Genomic DNA, 22,409 nt, shown 5'->3' with positions numbered 1-22,409 from the left:
AAGTGCCGCCAGAGGCAGCCGAGCCGCTCGGTCCTCCTATCCTTGCCAACAACGGGCGACAAGTCCCGCGCAGGGGAGTATGTTGATGGCGGTGCAGGTCGCGGTCTTGCGTGGCCAATCATGCAGACGACAGCACCGCGAGACCGCGACCTTCCGGACCCGGTCTGGAGGAACGGTCATGGCAAGCTTTCATGTGATAGCAGGCGCCAGCGAGACGCTGGAACATACCAAAATTCGGAAAATCGGTGTTTCCGACCTTTTCGACGCGCTCAAACGGGGCGTCGATGATTTCATGGTCAAACCGTCGCATATCGTCTTTCTCTGCCTGATCTATCCGCTCGTGGGCGTCGTGCTCGCCGCTTGGACTTCAGGCGCCAATGCTTTGCCGTTGTTGTTTCCGCTGGTTTCTGGTTTTGCGCTGATTGGCCCATTCGCGGCGATTGGCCTCTATGAAATCAGCCGTAGACGGGAGGCCGGACTCGACACCTCCTGGCGGCATGCATTCGAGGTCAGGAATTCTCCGGCGCTGCCGGCCATCGCGGCGGTCGGGATCATGCTGTTTGCAATTTTCATCACCTGGCTTTTGACGGCGCAGATGTTCTACCAATACCTTTTCGGCCCGGCTCCGCCGGAATCGATATCCGGCTTCATCAATGCAATATTCGCCACCGGACGTGGCTGGACGCTGATTGTCCTGGGACATGCCATCGGTTTCGTCTTCGCTGCGGTGGTGTTGTGCACGACGGTCGTCGCCTTCCCATTGTTGCTCGACCGCGATGTCGGCGCCTATGAAGCGATCTACACCTCGGTGCGCGTGGTCCTGGCGAACCCGATCGTGATGGCCGTCTGGGGGCTGATCGTGGCCGTCGGCCTGATCATCGGCTCGCTGCCAGTATTCGCCGGGCTCGCCGTCGTGTTGCCGATCCTCGGTCACGCCACCTGGCATGTCTACCGCAAGGTTGTGGGGCCGCCCGCCAGACCGGCGAGTTGAGGAGGTTTTGCGTCATCGCACCGGCCAGAGTGCCGGTGCGAGCTTGATCGACCCGTCAATAAGCCCGGTGACTGAAGCGGGCCTGATGTGCACCCATGGTCAGGTTGCGGAAATCCTTGCCGCTGACATGCACCAGCGTTCTGTGGTCGCCGCCTTCGAAGTAGATGTCGGCGGCATCGCCAAGGCTTTCATCGACAATCACCGGCACATCGTAGGCTGCGCCGATCGGCGGGATGGCGCCGGTGTCGCAATCACCGAAGAGCGAAATCACCTCGTCTTCGGAGGCGAGCCCGAGACGCTTGTCCATGACGTCTTGCAATGTGCCGAGTTCTATCCTGTGGGTGCTGGGCACCACGGCCAGCGCATAGCCGAGCTCGTGGTGAACAACCACCGATTTGGCCACTATGCTGCCGGGTACATGCGCGGCAATGGCGGCCTGTCTGCTGGTGGATGTGCGATGGTGGGCGACAGTGTCGTACGAGATTCCCTTCTGGTCGATAAAGTCCTTCAGTCTGGCTGCGATCGTCATCTTGGTCTCCCTTTGCCGGAGTTCATGACGCGTGGGGAAACGAGGGAAATCATTCTCCCAATGTCGTTTCGGGTACTAAAAATGGACCGGTGCTGATGGTTCGCGTCAGGGCCCGGCTCCGAAAAACGCCATCCGCGTGAAAAGCGTGTAATCCGCTTCGAAGACCATCATTGTCACAAACACCAGGACCAATATTGGCGGTAAGATGATGGCATATGCCAAAGCCAACCGTTCCCAAGCCATGTGCATGAAGACGGCGACGATCAATCCTGCCTTGAGGATCATGAAAATCAGGATCAGCGACCATCTGAGATAGCCGTGGAGGCCGAAATAGTCGACCAGGTAGGAGCAGGTGCTGAGGATGAACAGCCACGCCCACACCACCAGATAGAGCTTGATCGGGTGCTCCTGGTGAACCTCCGTATAGGTGATGCGAGTCGCCGGCGCTTCATGCGCGGCGTGAAGTGCGTCTTGCCCGAGGCCGTTTGCGGTTGCTTCAGCCATGTCTGCCTCTCACCAAAGATAGAAGAATGCGAAGATGAACACCCAGACCAGATCGACGAAGTGCCAGTACAGCCCCATGATCTCCACGTTCTCGTAGCGACCCGTACGGCTGGTGAAGAAGCCGCGCCGTCCGACGTCGTAGTCTCCGCGCCAGACCTTGCGCGCCACGATGATCAGGAAGATCACACCGATGGTCACATGCGTGCCGTGGAAGCCGGTAATCATGAAGAAGCATGAGCCGAATTGCGCGGCACCCCAGGGATTGCCCCAAGGCCGCACCCCTTCGGTGATCAGCTTGGTCCATTCGAAGGCTTGCATGCCGACAAAGGTCGCACCGAGTGCAGCAGTCAGAAGCATGAGAATTGCCGTCTTGCGGCGGTCGCGGCGGTAGCCGAAATTGACTGCCATGGCCATCGTTCCGCTGCTGGAGATCAGCACGAAGGTCATGATGGCAATAAGGATCAGCGGGATATCCGAGCCGCCGATACGGAGCGCAAAGACCTCGCTCGGATTGGGCCACGGCACGCGTGTGGAAATGCGTGCGGTCATGTAGGAGAGCAGGAAGCAGCCGAAGATGAAGGTGTCGCTGAGCAGGAAGATCCACATCATGGCCTTGCCCCAGGACACGTTCTTGAACGCACGCTGATCCGAGGACCAGTCGGCGGCAATGCCTCGCCAGCCTGCTGGCCGTGGCTCCGTCTGGCCGATATGTGTCAGTGTCTGTGCCATGCGCTTGATCCCCTTAGGTCAGCAACAGCCGGCAAATGTCGACGAACGTCGCGGCCCAGCCGGCCAGCAGGGCGAAGATGGCAAGCCAGACGAAAAGCAGGAAATGCCAGTACATGGCGCACAGCTCGACGCCGAGGCGAACCCGCTCCGGCCGCGCTCCAGTCCAGGCGCTGGTGGTGGTTCTGCCCAGACCCACCAGCCCTCCCAATATGTGCAGGCCATGAATGCCGGTTATCAGGTAGAAGAAACTGTTGGCCGGATTGGAGGCCAGAAGATAGCCGTCGGCGGTCAGCTGCCGCCATGCCATGAGCTGTCCGATCAGGAAGGCGAGCGCGGTGAGTCCGGCCGTGGCAAGGCCGAGCCTGACCGTGTCGATCTGGCCCCTGCGCGCCGCGACCGAGGTGCATTGCAGGGCTATGCTGCTCAGGACCAGCACGCCGGTGTTGAGCCAGAGCAGCCGCGGCAGCGGCAGCGGCTGCCAGTCCGGCACCGCCATCCGCATGAAATAGGCGCTGGTAAAGAGCGCGAAAAGGCAGCCGACGACGGCGAGAAAGACGCCGAGGCCGATCTTGGCGGTTGGCAGCGTTGACCGGTTGAGGGCGACAACATCTCCGGCCAGACCTTGCTCGAGCCATGGCTTCGACATCAGCCCCTGATGTGAAAGCCACCATCCGGCAAAGCCGGCGACGACGAACAGGAAGACTATGATGACGCTCATGTCGGCTCCCTCGATGGGCCGAAGGAGCCCGGCATGTTCTGCGGGATGAAATCCTCCTTGGCGCCCGGCACGCTGTAATCATAGGCCCAGCGATAGACGATCGGCAGGTTCTTGCCGAAATTGCCGTGGGCCGGCGGTGTTTGCGGCGTCTGCCATTCGAGGGTCGTAGCCCGCCACGGATTGCCGCCGGCCTCGCGGCCGTGGCGGATGCTCCAGATCAGGTTGAACAGGAACACCATCTGGGCAAAGCCGACGATGAACGCCATGATGCTGATGAACGAGTTCAGGTGGCGGGCCGACTCCGTCATGATGGTCATGTCGGTCAGTTCGGCATAGCGCCGCGGCACGCCCATCAGGCCGAGGTAGTGCATGGGGAAGAAAATCAGGTAGGCACCGAGGAACGTGACCCAGAAATGGAACCGGCCCAACGTCTCGTCGAGCATCCGGCCGGTGACCTTCGGGTACCAATGGTAGATCGCGCCAAAAACCACGAGAATCGGGGCGACACCCATGACCATGTGGAAATGGGCGACGACGAACATCGTGTCGGACAGCGGAACATCGACGACGACATTGCCGAGAAACAACCCGGTCAGCCCGCCGTTGACAAAGGTGACGATGAAGGCCAGGGCAAAGAGCATAGGTATGGTGAGATGGATGTCGCCGCGCCACAGGGTCAGTACCCAATTGTAGACCTTGATGGCGGTTGGAATGGCGATGATCAGCGTCGTGGTGGCAAAGAAGAAGCCAAAATAGGGGTGCATGCCGCTGACATACATATGGTGCGCCCAGACCACGAAGCTCAGCGCGCCGATGCCGACGATGGCCCAGACCATCATCCGGTAGCCGAAGATGTTCTTGCGGGCATGGGTGCTGATCAGGTCGGACACGATGCCAAAGGCCGGCAGCGCCACGATATAGACCTCGGGATGGCCGAAGAACCAGAATAGGTGCTGGAACAGGATCGGGCTGCCGCCATTGTGCGCCAGTTGCTGGCCCAGCTCGGAGATTGCCGGCATGAAGAAGCTGGTGCCCAGGACCCGGTCAAGCAGCATCATCACGCTGGCAACGAACAGCGCCGGAAAGGCGAGCAGCGCCATGACGGTCGCAGTGAAGATGCCCCAGACGGTCAGCGGCAGGCGCATCATTGTCATGCCGCGCGTGCGGCCCTGCAGCACGGTCACCACATAGTTCAGGCCGCCCATCGTGAAGCCGATGATGAACAGGATCAGCGAGGAGAGCATCAGGATGATGCCCCAGTCCTGGCCGCCTGGTGTGCCGCTCATAATGGCCTGCGGCGGGTAGAGCGTCCAGCCGGCCCCAGTCGGTCCGCCGGGCGCAAAGAAGCTCGACACCAGGACCAGCACGGCGAGCAGGTAGATCCAGTAGCTCAGCATGTTGACATAGGGAAAGACCATGTCGCGCGCGCCGACCATCAATGGGATCAGATAGTTGCCAAAGCCGCCAAGGAAGAGGGCGGTGAGCAGGTAGATCACCATGATCATGCCATGCATGGTGATGAACTGGTAATAGGCTTCCGGGGTGATGAAGTTGAACGTACCGGGGAAGCCGAGTTGCAGCCGCATCAGCCAGGATAGCACCAGGGCGACCAGGCCGATTCCCGTTGCTGTCGCCGAATACTGGACGGCTATCACCTTTGCGTCCTGCGAGAAGATGTATTTTGTCCACCAGCTGTGAGGATGGTAGAGTTCCACTTCCGCGACTTCGGCCGGTGGGATTCCATCTGCAGGCGTGATGTCGACCATGGGAACGCTCCGTGTTCTTTTCAGCGAGACCCGACCGTTTCGAGCTTTGCTGCAACGTTCAAACCTGACGCCATCGTGCCCGATGCCTGGTCCGCCGAGCCCGTTTTCTGGGGTGCCGACAGCTGCGCGAAAGTCTGCTGCTGACCAATCCAGGCCAGGTAGTCTTGTTGCGTGTCGACGACGACCACACCATGCATCAAAGGATGCCCTTGGCCGCAAAGTTCGGCGCAAAGGACCTGAAAGGTTCCGGTCTTGGTCGGGGTGAACCAGAAATAGGTGACCGAGCCCGGGACCATGTCCATCTTGGCGCGGAATTCCGGCACGAAGAAATCGTGCAGCACATCAATGGAGCGAAGCAGCATCTTGACCGGTTTGCCGACCTGCAAATGCAGGTCAGCGGCTTCGACCACGACATCGTCCTGACCATTGGGATCGCCGGGGATGATCCCCAGCGGATTGTCGGCACTGACGTCGCGTGTGTCCGACGTGCCGAGCTTGCCATCCTTGCCGGGCAGGCGGAAACTCCATTGCCATTGCTGGCCAATGACCTCGACCTCGGTCGCGTCGCTTGGAACGGTAACAAACCGGCTCCAGACGAACAGGCCGGGAACCAGCAACGTCGTGACCCCAACTGCGGTGACGATCGTCAGCCACGATTCGAGCCGCTTGTTTTCCGGTTCGTAGGCAGCTCGGTTGCCTTCCCGATGACGGAAGCGGAAGACGCAATAGGCCATGAATAGAACCACGGCGGCGAAGACGACGCCGGTGATCCAGAAGGTGATGATGATGGTGTTGTCGATATAGTCCCAGTTCGAGGCAATCGGCGTCCACCACCATGGGCTCAGGAGGTGAAACGACACTGAGCCCACTACAATCAAAACGAGTACAAGCGCTACGGCCATGTCCCGTCCCTCCGGCATTCCAGGGGCGCGAAGCCGTCCCGAAAAATACCAGCTGCATCATAGCTCGATTTGGGGTCGCAATTCCAGCGCCGACTATCTTGACGGGAAAAAATGCAGCTTTTGCGCTTCGAGGCGGGCCATTCCCCAGGTCGGCACCAGGTCCTTTATCATGGAATGGCGTTTCTCCACCCAACGATGATGGTCATGCGGCAATGCCTTGCCGCTTGGCCGGATCGACAATCTCCTTGGTCATCTCGATATCGGCATCTTCAACCACAGGGCTGGCGACGGTTTTCGCGCATGCGTTGACGGAAAAGCCGCCTATCTCCGATTTCGTGGGAAGATGTCCGGCGGGACAGGTGCGCGGGATAGCGGCAGACTGGTTTCTTTGGCCAGTTTTCTTCCCAAGGGCCAGAAATGGCAATGCCGCCGGGGGGCCGGCGGCATGTGTTCTTGGCTGACTATCGCCGCTTCGGCCGCAATGCGCTACGGGCCTGTCCCCGCTTGGATCGTGGCGGCCGCCTGATCGATCTTGCCGGCAAGGACACCCTGGGCCCAGGCAGTGACCTGGGCATCGACGGGCTTGTTGGCCATACCCGCCAGCGCTGCGTCGAGCGATGCCTGATCGGTGCCGACGGCCGCCGCGGTGGCTGCCGCCTGGGCCTGGGCCGCCGCCGCATTGTCCGTGTCGACAATGGCCTGCTGCGCGGTGATCTGGTCTTTCACAGCCTGGATCTGGGCAGTCGTGGCTGACGAATCCGCCTGCAGCGCGGTCAGCTGCGCGTTCAGAGTATCCAGTTGGGCCTGGGCGGTGGCCGCTGTCGCGGCCGCCGCGTCAGCCGCGGCCTGGGCGACCTTGGCTTTCGCGGACTGTGTCACATACGCCTGAATGGCAGCGAACTTCTTGCTCCTGGAATTCATGTAAGCGTTGATATTGCGCTGCAGCGAGTTCAGCCGGCCGAGCTTGGCATGGATGTTCTTGTCGTTGGGCACGGACGCGACCTGAGTCGTATCGACCGTGGTGTCGGTCGTTGTGTCCGTTTCCGTCTTGGCCGCATGCCCTGGAGCCGACGCAGACTTGCCATGCGAAGCGCCACTGTTGCCATTGCCATTACCCTTGCCGCCGCCGTTGCCTTGGCCGCCGCCGTTGCCGCCGGCATTGCCACCGCCATTGCCGTGCCCGTTGCCGGCGAGCGCCGGGGACGCAAGAAGCGCCAATGCGGCAAGTACCGCGAACAGAGTTTTTCGGCTTGTCATGGTGTCTCTCCTCGGGAATCGCCACTCCGCCCAACCGCTAAAACAGCCTCTTATGAGAAATCGCTAAAAGTACAGAATAAACTTTGGCTAAATGTGTCCCTAATCCCTTGGCCGGATCCAGAAGGCGCCGTAACCTCCTGATATTACTTCAAAATTGGCGCAGTAAAACTACTACTGTACTGAAGTCCCATACTGGCCGGACGATGGTCCTAGGCATCAACCCAGCGGTAAGGCAGAAGTGTGGGCTGGTTTGTGGGAAGCACGCTGAATTGTTGAAAGCCTGGCCACGGTACGACGCGCCATGCGAGCCACATGCGCTAGATCAGCAGCAGGCCCTTCATGCTGGAATGGCCTTTTCGCCCGATGATGATGTGGTCGTGCACGGCGATGCCCAGCCGCTTGGCCGCGTCGATGATCTCCTTTGTCATCTCGATATCGGCGCGTGATGGCGTCGGGTCGCCGGAGGGATGATTGTGGATCAGGATGATCGCGGTCGCCGACAGTTCGAGCGCCCGCTTGACCACTTCTCTGGGATAGACGGGTGTGTGGTCGACAGTGCCGGTCTCCTGCACTTCGTCGGCGATCAGCGCGTTCTTCTTGTCGAGGAACAGGATGCGGAACTGTTCGCGTGCCTCGAACGCCATGGCCGAGCGACAGTAGGCGAGCAACTGCGTCCATGACGACAGGACTTCGCGGCCATGGACTTCGCCGCGCGCCATGCGCTGCGCTGTCGCCGCGACGACCTTCAGGTCGAACGCCACCGCCGGGCCGACACCCTTGACCTCCTGCAACAGGTTGACGGGCGCGCCAAGCACCTCGGCCAAAGTGCCGAAGCGCGCCAGCAGCGCCTTGGCGGTCGGCTTGGTGTCGGCGCGCGGGATCAGGCGGAAGAGCAGGAGTTCCAGGAGTTCATAGTCGGGCAGGGCATCCGGACCCGCCGAGGCAAAGCGCTCGCGCAGGCGGTCGCGATGGCCGAGATAGTGTGGTTTCTCCTCGGATACCGACCTGGCTTTCGCCACGGGTGGTACCGGCACCTCGGAGAAGAAACTCCGCTCGTCGTCGTCGCTGACTTTCCCCATGCGCCCCCGCATCCGGCAATCAATCGAGCAAAACAGTCGCCCGACGTGTCAAAATATCAGGCCGGCAGGCCGGGGCGGTCGAGTTTTGCGGGCGAGAGCGTGAAAATCTCGCAGCCCGCGTCGGTCACGCCGATCGTGTGCTCATACTGTGCCGACAGCGAGCGATCACGCGTCACCGCCGTCCAGCCATCCGACAGGACCTTCACATGCGGCCGGCCCAGGTTGATCATCGGCTCGATGGTGAAGATCATGCCGGGCCGCATTTCCACGCCTTCACTGGCGTTGCCATAGTGCAGGATGTTGGGCGCATCATGGAACAGCTGGCCGACGCCATGGCCGCAGAAGTCGCGCACCACCGAGCAGCGTTCCGCCTCGGCATAGGTCTGAATGGCGGCGCCGATGGCGCCGGTGCGGGCACCCGGCCTGACCGCGGCAATGCCGCGCATCAGGCATTCATGCGTGACCTCGAGCAGGCGTTCCGCGGCGCGCTTGATGGTGCCGACGGGATACATGCGCGAGGAGTCGCCGTGCCAGCCATCGAGGATGTAGGTGACGTCGATGTTGACGATGTCGCCATCCTTCAACGGCTTGTTGTCTGGAATGCCATGGCAGACGACATGGTTGATCGAGGTGCAGGACGATTTCGTATAGCCGCGATAATTGAGCGTCGCCGGCAGCGCGCCATGGTCCATGCCGAATTCGAAGACGAAACGGTCGATGGTATCGGTCGTGACGCCGGGAGCGACCATAGGCACCAGTTCGTCCAGGCAGCGCGCGGTGAGGTCGCATGCCTTGCGCATGCCGGCAAACCCTTCCTCGCCATAAAGGCGGATCTGGCCGGTATTTCTGAGCGGTGCCGTGGCGGCGTCGAGATAGGTGACCATTTTGTCCGTGTAGAAGGTGGGGCGCTGCAGGAGTGCTGGCGTGAAGATCCCCCCAGATTTGGCACTTGGGGGCAAAAGGTTCAAGGAAGAACTGTCTGATACCGCCCGAGTGGGCGGGATATTGGTCTGGTCGGGGTCATCTCTGGTCGGTTTTGCACGGTTTGCTTTCTTTTCCGCCCATCGTGCGTTAGGGCGGGTTATGTTTTGGAGATCGCCTCCCTCACGCAAGTGCGCCAGATCGCTTGAAGCGCCGCTGACGGCAGCCTGCTCATGTCTGATGGGCCTGGTGCTGCTGGCGATGCTGTGTCTCGGCCGGCCTGATGTGCCAACCTTCGCGGACCCTGCACAGGGCGGCGTCAGCGTTGGTCTGGAACGGTCGGGCGAGTTGGCGGCACTGCCGCGTGTCACCAACAAGGCGCAGGCGCTGGAGGTTCGCGGCGCCCGGCCAGTGCTGGCCAAATTCGCCAGCGGCCATCCGGCCCTGCCGGCGCCGCAAGCTGTCTTCCTTCGGTTCGATCCGACGTTACCTGCCGTATTTATTGCCGACCATGGGGCGATCGGCGCGCCCAGCGTACGCAGCAACCAGCCGCGCGCGCCGCCGTCCACGCGGGCCTGAGCGGTCCAGGACCGCAGGTTTCACCATCATTTCCCATGCCATTCGCGTCGCGACCCGTGCGGCGGCCGTCAGCCGCGCATTGGTGGCGCGACGCGTCATTTCCGGATCAATTCAATGCAACGGATCAAGACATTCAAAAGCCTGTCGCGAGCGGCTTCGGCCGCCTCATTCCTCTCCGTCCAGGCGCTCATTTGCATCGGAACCGCTTATTGGGCGATCGCCGAGACGCTCTATTTGTCCGGAGCCGGAGCGCTTGTCCTTGGCGTCCTATTCGCGTTGCCGTCGGCCTATGTTCTGCTGACCGTGGTGCGCATGGCCTTCGACGCGGAGACCGACCCGGCCAACCAATGATCACGCTGCCGGGATGTATGGGGGGACCTGCCGGGCCGCTCGGCGCCGGTAGGTTTTCCTCGGCCCGTTGCGGCAACAACGACCGCTTCCGCAGTGACGACACATTTGCATGGCACGTCAGACCAAGCAACTTTTGACGACGAACGGCGTTGCTGGGGCGACGCCGGTTCTGGAGATGTCGGATGGATAGATTGCAATTCGAGGTGCCGGTGCGGATCGCGCCAGGGTCCGGCTTGCCCGTCGAGGAGATCTACAGCGTCGAGCAGGCGCTCGATTTTCTCCAGGACTGGCCGGCACGCCGGCAGGGACCGGTTTATCAAAAGGCTTTCAATGCCTGCTTCGGCGCAACGGTGGATGTAGTCAAGACCGAGGATGCCTGCCGGGCATTCATGGCGTTCTGCCGTGTCACCGGACTGATGGCCAGCGACATGATGGCGCCGCGCAAGCGTGGCGGTGAGGCCAGGGTGCTGCAGGCCTGAGGGCCGCTCCGTCTATCCCGATCAAACCAGCTCGACTTGATTGCACATGACGATCCGGCGACCGGATCGTCTCGATAGCGGCGTTAAGCTTCCGTTTCCACCTTCGCGGCTAGGCCATTGCTTGTTCAGCAATGGTTGATTCGTTGCGTCAGTCTCATGGTTCGGAAGATGTCCCCAGAAAAAGTCCGTGCGTTCCCGATCGACCGTCAGCTATTCTTGGTCAAAGAAGTTGCAGCCAATCTCGGCAATCTGCACGGCGAGACCGCCACCTCCTTCTGGAAGGCAAAAGCGGTCGAGTTGCTTGATCTTGTCATTGGATCCGGCAGGGACAGGGCGGCAGCCAGTGACGAAGTACGCAGGTTTTTCCTTGCGGTACAGAGAGAACTTTCGGCTGGCACGACCGCCGAAGCGACACCAGTTCTTTCAGCCTGAAGTAATATCCAACCCCCGATAACTCCACGCTATTTGCACGATAGCGCGCGAACGCGGGTCGTAGCTGAGAGTCGGCAAGCGATGGAGCGCTCGGGCCTCGACTTCGGCAGTCGCACGGTCATCTCGCTGCCGGTCTCGCTCGGCCTGCAGCTCGACACGACGGTCGGCCTTGGCTGGACGACGCTGCAGGCCCGGGCCGCGCGGCATGGCAGCATGAGTTCAAGCCGGACCGCTCGGTGGAACCCACCTTCCAGGCAGCACCGGGCTATGCTTTCGTCGTCCAGGGCGCTGGCGCTGCCGAGGACGCAGTCGCCGTCACCGCCGGCGTCAAGCTGAACTGGGGTTCCAAGACATCCGTCTTCGCCACCTTCGACGGCAAGTCGCCGACCGGGTGCATACCTATGGCGGCAATGTCGGGTTCAGGGTGAACTGGTAGGGGCACGGCGTCGGTACGAACCTGTCGCAGGCTGGCGGCTCTGAGGCTCGCCTTCGCCGCCCGTTGGCCCGCCCGAAAAGCGTGGGACGATGCCATAACCTCGTACCGGACCTTGGTCCCATGTTTGTCAGACATAAGTCCTATCGTGCGCCGATCGGCCGACGAAAATTCATTTTTTTGAGGCCAATAAGCCACCGATCAAAAAATGAACCGAACTTTTTAGCCGTTCGTTCATATGTGCGTGTCTTCTAATTTGTCATGACTTTCAAACGCTTCACCCGAATTCGGCTTATGGCGGACGGTATACGCCGGGGTACGAGCGCGAATGTTGCCACCATATTCGCCCTGACCTTACCGATCGTCGTCGGCGCGGCGGGTTTCGGTATCGAAACGTCCTATTGGTATTACAACAGCCTCAAACTTCAGGCGACGGCCGACGCCGCGGCCTATGCCGGCGCGCTCGAACAGATCTCGGGGTCCGACAAGCCGACGATCGTCGCGGCCGCGACCCAGTCGGCCGCCTCCAATGGGCTGGGTTCCGGCACGATCGTCGTCAACACGCCGCCAGCGTCCGGACCGAACACGGCGAAGAAAGCGGTCGAGGTCATCGTCAGCCAGAACCTCGACCGGATGTTCACTTCGATCTTCACGCAGGGTCAGGTTCCCGAAAAGGCGAGGGCGGTGGCCCTCATCACCAATGCCTCGAAGGCCTGCGTGCTAGCGCTCGATCCATCCGCATCGCAGGCTACGCTGTTTTCAGGCAACACCAGCGTGAAGCTCACCGGTTGCTCGGTGATGTCCAATTCGATTGCCTCGGATGCCATCAAGCTTCAGGGTTCGGCAGGCCTCCAGGCCGATTGCCTGATAACGGCGGGCGGCGTCTCTCTCAACAACCCCGTCACGACAGTTTGCGCAGCCCCGATCACCCAGGCGCTGCCGGCCGCCGATCCATTCGCCGGCCTGCCGACGCCGGCGGCCACCAACCCCTGCCAGAACAGCAACAAAGCGACGCTGGCGCCGGGTACGTACTGTAATGGGCTCAGTCTTAGCGGCAGCGTCGCCCTCCAGCCGGGCGTCTATGTCGTTCAGGGCAATCTCAAGATAAACGCCAACGCTGCCATTACCGGCACCGGGGTGACCATCTTCATGTCGGGCAGTTCGACGGTCAGCATAAACGGCAATGCCTCTGTGCAGCTCAGTGCGCCGACTTCAGGCACCTATTCAGGCGTTCTGTTCTATGGCGACAGGACAGGTAACAGCGCATCCAGCACCTTCAACGGCACGGCCGACTCGCTACTGACTGGGGCCATCTACTTCCCAAAACAGCAGATCAGCTATCTCGGCAATTTCTCGGGCAACAGCGGCTGCACCCAGGTCGTCGCCAACACGATCCAATGGTCCGGAAACTCAACCATCAATCAGGATTGCACGAGCCTTGGCATGCAAGATATTCCGGCCACGCAGTCCGTGGCGCTGGTCGAGTAGCCTGCCGTGGAGCGTCGATCGATCTCGTATCTTAAAGATGAGGCGGGCGTTGCGGCCGTCGAGTTCGCAATGATTCTACCCTTCCTGTGCGTTGCGCTGCTCGGCATCCTGGACGGCTGGTCCTACGTGACGAGTTCACTGTCGATGCGCGCCGGCGTCAAGACTGCAGCGAACCTGGTCATGGCAGGATCGACCAATGATACGGCGACCCAGGCCGTTGCCATTTCGAGTTGGGAGAAGCGGCCGGCGGATGGCCAGGTCACGCTAAGCCGGATTTACATGTGCGGGACGACCGTGGTCGACGCCGCCACCCTGTGCAGTGGGCCCAAGGCGCCATCGGTCTATGTTCAGATCCAGGCGTCGGCCACCTGGGTGCCGCCCTTCACCTTCGGCGCCTTTTCCACGTCCAGCGTCATCGGCCACCTGGAGGTGATCCGTGTCCGCTAGAGGCGTCCTTCGTTTCACGGAAACGCAGGCCCGCTCTATGTCCTTGCTTGGACGCAATTCCGGACGGAAAACCGCTTCGCACTTTTCCTGGACCTGCGCCAAGGCAGCCGTGTTCAGGCGGGATCGATCGGGCGGTGCCGGGTTGGAATTCGCATTGATCGCCCCCTTTCTCATCATGCTTTTGTTTGGCATCTTCGCCTTCGGCTGGTCGATGAACTCCATATCCAGTGTTCGCTATACGCTGGAGATGTCGGCACGCTCGCTGCAGCTTCAGAACACGCTGACCCAGGCCGACATCCAGGCTATCGCTACACAGAAACTTCAGGCCCTGGGTTTGAAGGATGTCGTCGTCACGATCGTCATCGATCCAGGGAGTGGTGGCTTCCGCATGGCACATCTGACCGCCAGCTATGCCTTCGTCATCAACTTTCCCTATTTCAGCGCCTTCCCGATCAACTACGCGACGACCGTTACCGTGCCGCTGGTCGGCGGGTAGGCACGGTCCGCCAAGCATGAGCTTTGGTGATCAAGGGATGTACGGCCCGTTGCCTTACCCTGGCGGGTCGCTATTGCGCGGCCGTCCGCATGATCGCCGTCGCAATCGGCCTCGTCGCCTCAATCCGTCCAAGGCAATGATCCGGAATATTCGGCCGAATTGCCTCGGCGCATTCTCTGTCCATGGCCGCGACAGCTTCGCCAGACACTACGTTCGCGGCGTGGGTAGTGGTGGATGATGCGAAAAGAACCGTCTGAGTTATGAGAGCCGAAAAGACGGCGACCTGTATCAGAACGGCGGCAAAGGCGATCTTCTTGAGCATGCGGCGAGAACGCGTGGCACTTCCACTGGTTCCCTCCATGTCACGCTCTTGTCGCGCGGGCGAGGCTTCCCATTATCCCTGGGAGACGGAGCGCCGTTGCCGTCAATGGAACGGCGGATCCTTTGCAGCAGCAAATGGTTCAGGCGCCACGGACATCACGGTCCAATAGTCGTATGGCGGGTTCACGACGATGTTCGGCATTGGCGCGATCGATGCCCTCCACGGTGATCGCGAAGGTGCCGTTTTCGACCCTACCTATCCAGCCTTTTGCTTTCAGATACCAAAGATGAAATTCGAGATGCTCACGAGGACAACCTGACAGGCGTTCAAGTTCTGTATCGCCAATGCCAGGATCGTTGACGTCTTGTCGGCGTTTGACGTAAAGAAGCGAGAGAAGTTTTGCCTGAATTACGACGTCACGCTCTATACCTTTGTTATTGCCGGTTTCCTCAATCAACTCGCGGCGAAGCTTCAAGTGGTCTTTGTACTTGATGTCGTACTGAGCGCGTTTGACCGGGTCTTTCAGGATGTTATGAGCTTCCACGATTTCGCTAAAGCGTGCCTCATCGCCGGTGTCTTGGTTGTCGGGATGGTAGCGCATGGCAAAGTAACGAAACACCCGCTCTAACGTTTCCGAGTTGGCGTTCGGGCTAATTTCGAGAATTTCATAATAGTCAATGAACATAGAGTTGGTTCCCCTGGCGCGCTTATATGCCGATTTACCAGAATACGGAATATCCAACGGCTCAGGATCAAGTCTAGGTGGAGATGTCAGAGCTTTGCTTTGCAAAATCCAGACCTTGGTTCACGGCGATGGACGGTATCAATCACCGCCACGGACAGATGTCGGGCGCCTGTTGGGCGAGGCGCTTCCGGGTGAGCGCTTGCCCAAGCAGACACCCAGATTCGCGACCCTGCACAGATCGCCGATTCGGCAGTGCAAGGTAGGTTTCATCGCGGAAGCTGCCTCTATCGAAGGGGGATTTTCATAGGGTGTTCGAGAGTGGCGAACTCATGGCGCGCTTCGCTGCTCAGACGCTTGGGCTGCTACTACCCCGGACAAGCCCCGGCAATGGGATGGCTCAACCAATCGCTGGCGACGAGCGCGAAGAGATCACTAGCGGGAACCTATCCGGTCGATCACGACCCGCTCGGATTCATCGGCGGTGTGTCATCGTTCCGCAGGAAACGTCCCAGGGAGCTTCGGTTCGCCAGGCGCATGCTGCGGAAGGAAATTAGAGCCCGAAAGAGAAAACCCAAGGGTTGGTATCGTACCCCAGGCGCGGCTTGGGTTTGCTTGTGTCAGTCTGTGATGAAATGGCGGTACCGGTTGCCGTACAATCCAATTTTGCTGCCTTTACCGCCTTGATCGACAGACCAGCACATGCGTTGGTGGTGACCTTTGCCTTCTTTTCGTGCGCCACGGCGGCACTTGACGCGGCAAGGACAACAGCCGCGCACGCGATAGCAGTTTTCATTAGAGGCTCCTATTTTAGGAAAAACTAATGAAAAGTTAACGTAACGTCAGATAACCGTCAACGGACAGGATCGACCCCGGTGGTGCCATCAAGGTCCGCGGTCGGTGCACGTGATTTCGGAAACCGAATTGTGCCACCACTCAGTACAACTCGACCCAAGGGCCGACGGCAAAAGTACGCGGCAGCCGCCAAAGGCGTGCCGAATCCGTGTTGGCTGCCGATACTCCAAAGACATTGTTGGTAATATAACGGCGATGAATGCGGTTCTCAAAGAGCTTGAGCGGCATTTGGCCGCTCCATTGGCCGCTGGCGATCGGGAACTACTCGAACGAGAAGCCGAAAAGCTCCGAGCATGATTACTTTGTCGACCGCCGGCAATGGAGTGGGATCTGAATCCTAAGCTTCAGTGCGCCAGGTGCGGAGGGAAGGCGGCCCGGCTGCCGGGGGTTTTTTCCTTTGGGGGACCAGCAGCCGAGCCATGCCGGAGTTCCTCCCGGCTGATTTGATCATGCTCCTATATTAGTAAGAACGCAAATACGATTTGGAATCTGATACGAGCGCTCCGGGAGACGCCAGCGCGCCCCAGAGGCCTCGGCGATGTAGGACAGCGGCGGCGGGAGACGCATGCTGGCGGGCTGCTACGCTTACAAATCCGTCAGATAGGTCTTCATCGCCCCGATGCGGCATGCCAGCTTCCTCGAACGCGTCGCCATAGGCTACGAAGCCGAGCTTCCTTCGTCCAGACGCTCAGTCGTAGATGATCTGGCTGCGCGATCCGTCCAACGTGACGAAGCCGATGTGCCGCCGATCCTGATAGAACTCGCACGACGCGACCAACCGACGGGGGGCATGCGCCTTGTTGCGGATTTCGAATTCGATCGTCACCTTCAGCGGATCAACTTGCTCCGTGACGCTGATGCGCCTGTAACTGTTGTGCCTCTCACCACCATGCAGTTCGAAAAAACGCAGAAAGTTCTCACACCGTGCGATTGGGGTCAGCGCCGGCTCCGAGGCTGCCGGCGAAAGCATCAATGCGTAGGCGCCCGAATCGCGGTCATTTCCTCAAACCTAACGCCGGCGCCGCCGTCGACCATCTGTCCGTCTTCGAGGAAGATAACGCCGGCTTCACGGAGCGGGCGTTCCAGGACGTCCAGTGTGGCGTTGCGGGGGTTGACATTCCAGTCTCGCGCGCAGCAGAACCTCGCCGACGCGGCCAAGGTCGGCGTTGCGACGCGTTCGAAACGATGGTGGCGATGTCGGCGGCGACGGTAAAGCACACCGAAATCAGCGATGAGGAGCTTTTCGGCCCGACTGGCGGGGCGACAGTCAATTGATTCACAGACTGGCCATTTTTTGGCCCGGCGATTTCGGCTTCCGGGCCTTTTGCATTCAACGGAACGAGATGCCGGGAAGCCGGTTAACTGGGTATGCCAATCAAGGTCAAAGAACCTCCGGCGAGGCCCGACCCGAAGAAGCCACCTGTCCGTCGTCCCGACGAGGAAGAATCGCCACAGCCCAAACATGTCGATCCGCCGCCGCGAGATGTGCGAGAGGCACCAGTACCAAATCCCAACGGCGATAAGAAATCCTAAGCGTTCCGCAAGCGAAAAAGGGCCCGACTGCTTCGGGGGGCGACATTGCTGTCTGTGGCGGAAAAATCACGCAACTCGAAAATCCAGCACTTCAACTGACGCGAGCTTATTATCCAGCTAAGCAAGGCGTACCGTTGTCCACGGGTAAAAGGGGACACTCCTCCCGAACTGGCGCCCGCTGCGGAAAAACGTGGTGGGCGCTCTCTTATTCCCCGAAAGGGCCCGGCGGCCACCGGCTTGCCGGGCCTTTCTTGTGCCTTGCAGGCTTGCGAGCGTCACTTGTGCGATTGCTGGAAGCCGGCCACGTCGTATTGAGATACGCTCTTCGGGTTCTTTGAGTTCTGCGGCTGCTCGCCGGCATAGTGTGTTCCCGCATTCCCATCGGGATTGAAGGCAGAACCCGGGGCAGAGCTGGCGTGGCCAGGGGTGGTGCTACCTGTTTCAGAGGTGCCGATCGTTTGGCTGGGCTGACCAGTCCTGCCTGTTACGGTATAGACGCTGGCAGCCAAAGCCGTGCTGGCGGAGGCTATGAACAAGCCGGCGATCATTGGCGTGAGGAGATGCTTCATGGTGTTCTCCTTTGCGTTTCAGGAAGGCGCTCGGGGTTAAGAGCAACCGGCATGAAGCACGAACGTTTTTCGGGCCGGCTTTTATTCCGGCGGCTTCGGCTTCCGGGCCTTTTTTGTCGGATGATTCTCGGCCCATATTGACCAAATCTTGGACAGAGGCCGGTAAAAATTCACTAAGTGCTTGATTTTGCTGGTACGCCCAAGGGGAATCGAACCCCTGTTACCGCCGTGAAAGGGCGGTGTCCTGACCGCTAGACGATGGGCGCGCTCAGATGAAAGCGGCTTATACTGACGTTGAACGCAACCGGCAACCCGTCTGTGGCCGCTCCCGACAACTTTTTTCCGACCTGCCGAAGCGATCGATTTGCGCGGCCTTGACACCAGTTTCCGGCCGCTGCCCCAACAAGACGACCGCGTCGATTTGCGAACTCTTTCAGGCGATTGCGAGCCACTTCGACGTTGGATCGCCCCGCGACACCAGATTCTGCCTGGTGTCCGGCTGGCCCACTCAGAAATCAGCCCTCGTCACCGCCGCCGCGCCTCCGGCAGCGCCAGTTCCAGTCGCGCTCGGGACCGACATCGACGTGAACCGATTCGGTGTGGCAGTAGGTGCCGACACCGCCACGGCCGGGCATCGTCCTGATGTAGCTCGCCAGCTCCCATTTGGAGACGCCGGGCACCTGGATGTCGGCGGCGGCGCAATACATGTGCAGCGAATTCTTGGCGCCGTTGGCGCGACGGTTGCGGGCAGGGTCGCGATAGCCCGAGGTGACGACCATCTTGCGGCCGTAATGGCCTTCGATCGTCTTCAGCACGCGCACCAGCGACGGCTTCAGGCAGGCCACATCGACGCTTTCGTTCTGCCTCAGCAGCCCGTTGGGCGCTAGGCGCGCCATGCCGGCGGCGGACGCAACCTGATAGGAGCCGCCTTCGTCCTCGTTGAGGTCGACGTCGCTTTCATCGTCGAGGCCGGATTTGCGCTTGATCTCGAACAGGGCCGTCTGGCGCACGCCGGGCAGGGCGTCGCTGCCCGTGATGTGACCGGCTTCGTCGCCGGTCGAAGCCAACTGTATCGGCTTTGCCGCGGAATCGGCGGAGGCCAAAGTAATGATCGGCTTTGCCGCCGCCGGCGCTGGTTTGGTTTGCGCGGCCGGCTGTTCGCCCGATCGCGTGTTGACCAGCGGAGCAGGCGTCGCCGAGGCAGGCGTGGCGCCAAACATCGAGGCCAGGAAGCCTCTTTTCTTCGGCGGCTCGGCTCGCGGTGTTTCACCCGCGGTCACATAGACCGGGTTGTTCATCACCGGCGCCGCGGCGGGCTTTGGCGCCGTCACGGCGGCATCGGCGGCGGCGATCTTTTGGGCGACCGCGTCGGTCTGCTGCGCCGTCTGCACCGGCTGCTGCAGGGACTGCGGCGTTTGTCCCGCGATTGTTTCAGCGCCGGCCGGCGCTATCAGCGGAAAGGTGGCTTCGGGCTTGGCCATCGGCACGTAGGCGACCGTTTCGGGTAGTGCCGTGTCACCTTCGCTCATAACGGTCGTTTGCGTGGCCGTCATCTGCGATGACGAATCGGCGGTGGCGACCGGCTTACTGGTGGTTCCCGCGTGGATGTCCAAAGAGGAGGTATTGTAGCCAGGCATCACGACCGACATTGTCGGGTCGCCAGCCGATGTGCAGGAGGCCAGGAGCACGGAGCAGAGCGCTGCCACGATGGCGCGGCGTTCTCCCTTTGCGAGGCTCCATCCTTTTGATTTCAAAGCCAAATTCCCCCTCGATGTCCGGTCGGTACTTCCTTGGCGGCGTGAGATGTCGCCGTCCAAGGTGACCTTTGTCTCCGATCCGGAAACGAGACCTGTGTCAAATCCGCAAGCTTGAAAATTTTTTTGCAGTGATTGCCGAATTACGGCTGCTTGATGGTTGACGACACCATTTCGCCCGCTTTTACGGGCCCGTCAACTCACCAGACATTACAGTCGGTTACACACGCACCTTGACATAGGTGCCAGGCGCATCGCCCAAGGTTTTCATATGCTTGCCAGGTTTGCGGGCCGGCACGCGGGTGTTGTCCTTGGCCTCTATCCAGCTTTGCCAATGCGGCCACCAGGATCCGGGATGGTCGGTTGCCCTGGCTATCCATTGGTCGAAGTCACCGATCGGCGCGCCGCCGGTCCAGTACTGGTATTTGTTGGAGGCGGGCGGATTGACGACGCCTGCGATATGGCCAGAGCCCGCCATCACATACTCGACCTTGCCGCCGAAATATTTAGAGCCGAGGAAGACGGACAGCGCCGGCGCGATATGATCCTCCCTGGAGGCGAGGTTGTAGATCGGGATGGTGACATCGCCGAGCGAGACCGTGTGCCCCGCCAGTTCCATCGTGCCGCGCGAGAGGTTGTTCTCGAGATAGCAGTTGCGCAGGTAGAAGGAGTGATTGGCCGCCGCCATGCGGGTCGAATCGGCATTCCAGTAGAGCAGGTCGAAGGGCAGGGGTTCCTTGCCGCGCATATAGTTGTTGACGACATAGGGCCAGATCAGGTCGCCGGAGCGCAGCATGTTGAAGGCGGTCGCCATCTTGGTGCCGTCGAGATAGCCCTTTTCATTCATCGACTTTTCCACCGCCGCGACCTGTTCCTCGTCGACGAACACTTTCAGGTCGCCGGCATAGGTGAAGTCGACCTGGGTGGTGAAAAAGGTCGCCGACTTGATGCGGTCGTCGCCTTCCTTGGCCATCAGCGCCAATGCCGCCGCCAGCAGCGTGCCGCCGACGCAGTAGCCGATCGCGTTGACATCCCGTTCGCCTATGGCTTTCTCGATCGTGTCGAGGCCGTATTGCAATCCTTCCCTGATGTAGGCTTCCCAGTTCTTGGCACCGTGACGCTCGTCCGGATTGATCCAGGAGATGACGAAGACGGTGTGGCCCTGCTCGATCGCCCAGCGGATGAAGGATTTCTGCGGGTTGAGGTCGAGTATGTAGAACTTGTTGATCCACGGCGGGCAGATCAGCAGCGGGCGTTTCAGCACCGTCTCGGTCACCGGCTCATACTGGATGATCTCCGCGACATCGCTGCGGCCGACGACCTTGCCGGGCGTGGTGGCGATGTTCTTGCCGATCTCGAAGGGAGAATAATCGGCCTGGCGCAGCTTCAGGTCGCCCTTGCCGGCGGCGATGTCCTCGGCCAGCATCTTCATGCCGCGCACCAGGTTCTCGCCGTTGGAGGCCACGGTTTCGCGAAACAGCTCCGGGTTGGTCAGAATGAAATTCGACGGCGAGATGGCGTTGGACACCTGCTTGACGTAGAAGCTCGCCTTGTGGCGGGTGTGCTCGTCCAGACCTTCGGCGTGCTCGACCAGTTCGGACGCCCAGCGCGAGGTGACGAGATAGGCCTGCTTGAGGAAATCGAAGAAGGCATTGCGGCCCCATTCCGGATCCTGGAAGCGCTTGTCGCCAAGCTCGGGCTTGACGGCATCGTCGGGACCTTCGGCGTTGGGGCTGACGCGCTGGATGGCGTTCGCCCACACAGTCATATAGCCGGCGAACAGCCGCGTCTGCGCTTCGAGCGCGCGCTGCGGGTCGGCAAGCCAGTATTCGCTGAGCTTGGAGAACGTCTTGACCATGTCGACGACCGGTTCGGCGACGTGGTCACGCACCTCGCCGCGTTCGCGCGGCTCGGCCCAGGCGGATGCCGCCTTGCCGGCCTGCTCGACCATGCGCGCCATATTCAACGCGAAGCGCTCCGGATCTTTCACCAGATATTGCTCGACGGTCGAAGGTCCGCCATCTTCCGCTTTGCCCGAATCGGGTGTCTTGGACATGGTGCGCGGGGTTCCTCCCGAAGCGTTTTCTTGACATATTACCATGGGACCTCCGACCGGGTCCAACGTCGCTCTACATCGGCTGCCAAGGAAACAATATGACGATTAACATTGGCGAGACTGTTTTTTTCGGCGCCGGTCACTTTTGCCGCATCGGTGCGGCAATCTTCCTCATTGGGGTTGCCGGGTGTTCGAGCACGAATACCAGCGGTCCGGTGCCGATGGCCGAGGATGCGGGCCCGAAGGATACCGGCACCTTTCCGAATCTGAACATCCCGCCGAAGGTGGCGAACAAACAGTTCACCGAAGCCGAGAGGAATGCGAAACTCGCTGAACTGAAGGCCGACGAGAACGCACAAGCGCCAAAAGGGGGCGCCCCAAAGGTCACCAATCAGGCGGCGCTGACGAATCTGGCCAAGCAGCATGGCCCCCAGACGCTGAAGCAGATCGAAGGCAAATGCGACCCCGCCCTCGACCCTACCTGCAAATGAGTATATAGCGCGCGCCCAACGCCCCTGAATGTCTGGGCTCTTTCGA

The 22,409-nt window shown here is 60.5% G+C and carries 28 protein-coding genes and 1 tRNA gene; 10 read left to right on the top strand and 19 right to left on the bottom strand.

Annotation, left to right across the window (positions count from 1 at the left end; genetic code table 11):
- Positions 1–178 precede the first annotated feature (178 nt).
- Positions 179–991, top strand: a complete 813-nt coding sequence (locus FJ930_RS11260) for a DUF2189 domain-containing protein (RefSeq protein ID WP_141837585.1) — start codon at positions 179–181, stop codon at positions 989–991.
- Positions 992–1,046: 55 nt separating this feature from the next.
- Here FJ930_RS11260 and FJ930_RS11255 read toward each other — a convergent pair whose 3' ends face one another.
- The 10 genes from FJ930_RS11255 to map all read right to left on the bottom strand — a co-directional run bounded on the left by FJ930_RS11255 (position 1,047) and on the right by map (position 9,359).
- Positions 1,047–1,520 (bottom strand): aminoacyl-tRNA deacylase, encoded by a 474-nt coding sequence (locus FJ930_RS11255; protein ID WP_140741115.1) that lies wholly within the window; start codon positions 1,518–1,520, stop codon positions 1,047–1,049.
- Between the two features lie 105 nt (positions 1,521–1,625).
- Positions 1,626–2,024, bottom strand: a complete 399-nt coding sequence (locus FJ930_RS11250) for a cytochrome C oxidase subunit IV family protein (protein WP_141837583.1) — start codon at positions 2,022–2,024, stop codon at positions 1,626–1,628.
- Between the two features lie 9 nt (positions 2,025–2,033).
- Positions 2,034–2,753: a heme-copper oxidase subunit III family protein gene (locus tag FJ930_RS11245; protein ID WP_141837581.1), complete on the bottom strand. Its 720-nt coding sequence runs from the start codon at positions 2,751–2,753 to the stop codon at positions 2,034–2,036.
- Positions 2,754–2,766: 13 nt separating this feature from the next.
- Positions 2,767–3,471, bottom strand: a complete 705-nt coding sequence (locus tag FJ930_RS11240) for a cytochrome c oxidase subunit 3 (RefSeq protein ID WP_141837579.1) — start codon at positions 3,469–3,471, stop codon at positions 2,767–2,769.
- Positions 3,468–5,237, bottom strand: coding sequence for a cytochrome c oxidase subunit I (gene ctaD, locus FJ930_RS11235; RefSeq protein WP_141837578.1), 1,770 nt, complete (start codon positions 5,235–5,237; stop codon positions 3,468–3,470). Before ctaD ends, FJ930_RS11240 begins: the two co-directional genes overlap by 4 nt.
- A gap of 20 nt (positions 5,238–5,257) precedes the next feature.
- Positions 5,258–6,139 carry a cytochrome c oxidase subunit II gene (locus tag FJ930_RS11230; protein WP_140741125.1) on the bottom strand — a complete coding sequence of 294 codons (882 nt, stop codon included), beginning with the start codon at positions 6,137–6,139 and terminating at the stop codon, positions 5,258–5,260.
- A 202-nt stretch (positions 6,140–6,341) separates the two neighbouring features.
- Positions 6,342–6,563 carry a hypothetical protein gene (locus FJ930_RS11225; RefSeq protein ID WP_141837576.1) on the bottom strand — a complete coding sequence of 74 codons (222 nt, stop codon included), beginning with the start codon at positions 6,561–6,563 and terminating at the stop codon, positions 6,342–6,344.
- A 62-nt stretch (positions 6,564–6,625) separates the two neighbouring features.
- The gene (locus FJ930_RS11220; RefSeq protein WP_141837575.1) at positions 6,626–7,396 is read right to left on the bottom strand and encodes a hypothetical protein; all 771 of its coding nucleotides are present in this window, start codon (positions 7,394–7,396) and stop codon (positions 6,626–6,628) included.
- A 317-nt stretch (positions 7,397–7,713) separates the two neighbouring features.
- Positions 7,714–8,475, bottom strand: a complete 762-nt coding sequence (radC, locus tag FJ930_RS11215) for a DNA repair protein RadC (protein WP_141837574.1) — start codon at positions 8,473–8,475, stop codon at positions 7,714–7,716.
- 56 nt (positions 8,476–8,531) lie between these two features.
- The gene (gene map / locus FJ930_RS11210; RefSeq protein WP_140607533.1) at positions 8,532–9,359 is read right to left on the bottom strand and encodes a type I methionyl aminopeptidase; all 828 of its coding nucleotides are present in this window, start codon (positions 9,357–9,359) and stop codon (positions 8,532–8,534) included.
- A 277-nt stretch (positions 9,360–9,636) separates the two neighbouring features.
- On the opposite strand from map, the gene FJ930_RS11205 reads away from it, so the two are divergent.
- The 8 genes from FJ930_RS11205 to FJ930_RS11170 all read left to right on the top strand — a co-directional run bounded on the left by FJ930_RS11205 (position 9,637) and on the right by FJ930_RS11170 (position 14,101).
- Positions 9,637–9,975 carry a hypothetical protein gene (locus tag FJ930_RS11205; protein WP_141837572.1) on the top strand — a complete coding sequence of 113 codons (339 nt, stop codon included), beginning with the start codon at positions 9,637–9,639 and terminating at the stop codon, positions 9,973–9,975.
- A gap of 114 nt (positions 9,976–10,089) precedes the next feature.
- On the top strand, positions 10,090–10,326 hold the full coding sequence (locus tag FJ930_RS11200) for a hypothetical protein (protein WP_141837570.1): 237 nt from the start codon (positions 10,090–10,092) through the stop codon (positions 10,324–10,326).
- Positions 10,327–10,508: 182 nt separating this feature from the next.
- Positions 10,509–10,805, top strand: a complete 297-nt coding sequence (locus FJ930_RS11195; RefSeq protein WP_140607530.1) for a DUF982 domain-containing protein — start codon at positions 10,509–10,511, stop codon at positions 10,803–10,805.
- 168 nt (positions 10,806–10,973) lie between these two features.
- The gene (locus FJ930_RS11190) at positions 10,974–11,237 is read left to right on the top strand and encodes a DUF6074 family protein (protein WP_141837568.1); all 264 of its coding nucleotides are present in this window, start codon (positions 10,974–10,976) and stop codon (positions 11,235–11,237) included.
- 173 nt (positions 11,238–11,410) lie between these two features.
- Positions 11,411–11,665 (top strand): autotransporter domain-containing protein, encoded by a 255-nt coding sequence (locus tag FJ930_RS11185; RefSeq protein WP_141837566.1) that lies wholly within the window; start codon positions 11,411–11,413, stop codon positions 11,663–11,665.
- A 266-nt stretch (positions 11,666–11,931) separates the two neighbouring features.
- A complete protein-coding gene (locus FJ930_RS11180; protein ID WP_181763342.1) occupies positions 11,932–13,158 on the top strand; it encodes a pilus assembly protein TadG-related protein in 1,227 nt (408 codons plus the stop codon).
- A gap of 6 nt (positions 13,159–13,164) precedes the next feature.
- Positions 13,165–13,605, top strand: coding sequence for a TadE/TadG family type IV pilus assembly protein (locus FJ930_RS11175; RefSeq protein ID WP_181176318.1), 441 nt, complete (start codon positions 13,165–13,167; stop codon positions 13,603–13,605).
- Between the two features lie 109 nt (positions 13,606–13,714).
- Positions 13,715–14,101: a TadE/TadG family type IV pilus assembly protein gene (locus FJ930_RS11170; protein ID WP_141837680.1), complete on the top strand. Its 387-nt coding sequence runs from the start codon at positions 13,715–13,717 to the stop codon at positions 14,099–14,101.
- Positions 14,102–14,171: 70 nt separating this feature from the next.
- Here the strand turns inward: FJ930_RS11170 and FJ930_RS11165 are convergent, their stop codons facing one another.
- From FJ930_RS11165 to phaC, 9 genes are all read right to left on the bottom strand, one after another.
- Positions 14,172–14,423, bottom strand: coding sequence for a hypothetical protein (locus FJ930_RS11165; RefSeq protein ID WP_246676869.1), 252 nt, complete (start codon positions 14,421–14,423; stop codon positions 14,172–14,174).
- Positions 14,424–14,562: 139 nt separating this feature from the next.
- Positions 14,563–15,108 (bottom strand): J domain-containing protein, encoded by a 546-nt coding sequence (locus tag FJ930_RS11160; RefSeq protein WP_140607525.1) that lies wholly within the window; start codon positions 15,106–15,108, stop codon positions 14,563–14,565.
- 550 nt (positions 15,109–15,658) lie between these two features.
- Positions 15,659–15,901 (bottom strand): hypothetical protein, encoded by a 243-nt coding sequence (locus tag FJ930_RS11155; protein ID WP_141837564.1) that lies wholly within the window; start codon positions 15,899–15,901, stop codon positions 15,659–15,661.
- Positions 15,902–16,041: 140 nt separating this feature from the next.
- Positions 16,042–16,188: a hypothetical protein gene (locus FJ930_RS30060; protein WP_181763341.1), complete on the bottom strand. Its 147-nt coding sequence runs from the start codon at positions 16,186–16,188 to the stop codon at positions 16,042–16,044.
- 460 nt (positions 16,189–16,648) lie between these two features.
- Positions 16,649–16,930, bottom strand: coding sequence for a hypothetical protein (locus FJ930_RS11150; protein ID WP_141837562.1), 282 nt, complete (start codon positions 16,928–16,930; stop codon positions 16,649–16,651).
- 838 nt (positions 16,931–17,768) lie between these two features.
- Positions 17,769–18,062, bottom strand: coding sequence for an adenylate cyclase (locus FJ930_RS11145; protein ID WP_141837560.1), 294 nt, complete (start codon positions 18,060–18,062; stop codon positions 17,769–17,771).
- Positions 18,063–18,253: 191 nt separating this feature from the next.
- Positions 18,254–18,328, bottom strand: a tRNA-Glu gene (locus FJ930_RS11140).
- Positions 18,329–18,577: 249 nt separating this feature from the next.
- Positions 18,578–19,822, bottom strand: coding sequence for a D-Ala-D-Ala carboxypeptidase family metallohydrolase (locus FJ930_RS11135; protein ID WP_141837558.1), 1,245 nt, complete (start codon positions 19,820–19,822; stop codon positions 18,578–18,580).
- 214 nt (positions 19,823–20,036) lie between these two features.
- Positions 20,037–21,872, bottom strand: a complete 1,836-nt coding sequence (phaC, locus tag FJ930_RS11130) for a class I poly(R)-hydroxyalkanoic acid synthase (protein ID WP_141837556.1) — start codon at positions 21,870–21,872, stop codon at positions 20,037–20,039.
- A 221-nt stretch (positions 21,873–22,093) separates the two neighbouring features.
- On the opposite strand from phaC, the gene FJ930_RS11125 reads away from it, so the two are divergent.
- Entirely contained in the window at positions 22,094–22,363 is a 270-nt protein-coding gene (locus FJ930_RS11125) for a hypothetical protein (RefSeq protein ID WP_246676868.1), read from the top strand.
- Positions 22,364–22,409 lie beyond the last annotated feature (46 nt).

This window comes from Mesorhizobium sp. B2-4-15, from assembly GCF_006658505.1.
In the GTDB taxonomy this organism is placed as follows: Bacteria; Pseudomonadota; Alphaproteobacteria; order Rhizobiales; family Rhizobiaceae; genus Mesorhizobium.
Note: the sequence above shows the minus strand (reverse complement) of the source record. Positions and strands in the feature narration are given on the sequence as shown.

What these genes read in the sequence shown, in the direction of transcription:
- FJ930_RS11150 (WP_141837562.1), bottom strand. Translation starts at nt 16,930, where the DNA reads ATGCTTTCGCCGGCAGCCTCGGAGCCGGCGCTGACCCCAATCGCACGG.
- FJ930_RS11260 (WP_141837585.1), top strand. Translation starts at nt 179, where the DNA reads ATGGCAAGCTTTCATGTGATAGCAGGCGCCAGCGAGACGCTGGAACAT.
- FJ930_RS30060 (WP_181763341.1), bottom strand. Translation starts at nt 16,188, where the DNA reads ATGCCGCTCAAGCTCTTTGAGAACCGCATTCATCGCCGTTATATTACC.
- FJ930_RS11165 (WP_246676869.1), bottom strand. Translation starts at nt 14,423, where the DNA reads ATGCTCAAGAAGATCGCCTTTGCCGCCGTTCTGATACAGGTCGCCGTC.
- FJ930_RS11220 (WP_141837575.1), bottom strand. Translation starts at nt 7,396, where the DNA reads ATGACAAGCCGAAAAACTCTGTTCGCGGTACTTGCCGCATTGGCGCTT.
- FJ930_RS11245 (WP_141837581.1), bottom strand. Translation starts at nt 2,753, where the DNA reads ATGGCACAGACACTGACACATATCGGCCAGACGGAGCCACGGCCAGCA.
- FJ930_RS11190 (WP_141837568.1), top strand. Translation starts at nt 10,974, where the DNA reads ATGTCCCCAGAAAAAGTCCGTGCGTTCCCGATCGACCGTCAGCTATTC.
- FJ930_RS11255 (WP_140741115.1), bottom strand. Translation starts at nt 1,520, where the DNA reads ATGACGATCGCAGCCAGACTGAAGGACTTTATCGACCAGAAGGGAATC.
- FJ930_RS11195 (WP_140607530.1), top strand. Translation starts at nt 10,509, where the DNA reads ATGGATAGATTGCAATTCGAGGTGCCGGTGCGGATCGCGCCAGGGTCC.
- FJ930_RS11230 (WP_140741125.1), bottom strand. Translation starts at nt 6,139, where the DNA reads ATGGCCGTAGCGCTTGTACTCGTTTTGATTGTAGTGGGCTCAGTGTCG.
- FJ930_RS11250 (WP_141837583.1), bottom strand. Translation starts at nt 2,024, where the DNA reads ATGGCTGAAGCAACCGCAAACGGCCTCGGGCAAGACGCACTTCACGCC.
- FJ930_RS11160 (WP_140607525.1), bottom strand. Translation starts at nt 15,108, where the DNA reads ATGTTCATTGACTATTATGAAATTCTCGAAATTAGCCCGAACGCCAAC.
- FJ930_RS11205 (WP_141837572.1), top strand. Translation starts at nt 9,637, where the DNA reads ATGGGCCTGGTGCTGCTGGCGATGCTGTGTCTCGGCCGGCCTGATGTG.
- FJ930_RS11145 (WP_141837560.1), bottom strand. Translation starts at nt 18,062, where the DNA reads ATGAAGCATCTCCTCACGCCAATGATCGCCGGCTTGTTCATAGCCTCC.
- FJ930_RS11240 (WP_141837579.1), bottom strand. Translation starts at nt 3,471, where the DNA reads ATGAGCGTCATCATAGTCTTCCTGTTCGTCGTCGCCGGCTTTGCCGGA.
- FJ930_RS11155 (WP_141837564.1), bottom strand. Translation starts at nt 15,901, where the DNA reads ATGAAAACTGCTATCGCGTGCGCGGCTGTTGTCCTTGCCGCGTCAAGT.
- phaC (WP_141837556.1), bottom strand. Translation starts at nt 21,872, where the DNA reads ATGTCCAAGACACCCGATTCGGGCAAAGCGGAAGATGGCGGACCTTCG.
- FJ930_RS11125 (WP_246676868.1), top strand. Translation starts at nt 22,094, where the DNA reads ATGGCCGAGGATGCGGGCCCGAAGGATACCGGCACCTTTCCGAATCTG.
- radC (WP_141837574.1), bottom strand. Translation starts at nt 8,475, where the DNA reads ATGGGGAAAGTCAGCGACGACGACGAGCGGAGTTTCTTCTCCGAGGTG.
- map (WP_140607533.1), bottom strand. Translation starts at nt 9,359, where the DNA reads ATGGTCACCTATCTCGACGCCGCCACGGCACCGCTCAGAAATACCGGC.
- FJ930_RS11180 (WP_181763342.1), top strand. Translation starts at nt 11,932, where the DNA reads ATGACTTTCAAACGCTTCACCCGAATTCGGCTTATGGCGGACGGTATA.
- ctaD (WP_141837578.1), bottom strand. Translation starts at nt 5,237, where the DNA reads ATGGTCGACATCACGCCTGCAGATGGAATCCCACCGGCCGAAGTCGCG.
- FJ930_RS11200 (WP_141837570.1), top strand. Translation starts at nt 10,090, where the DNA reads ATGCAACGGATCAAGACATTCAAAAGCCTGTCGCGAGCGGCTTCGGCC.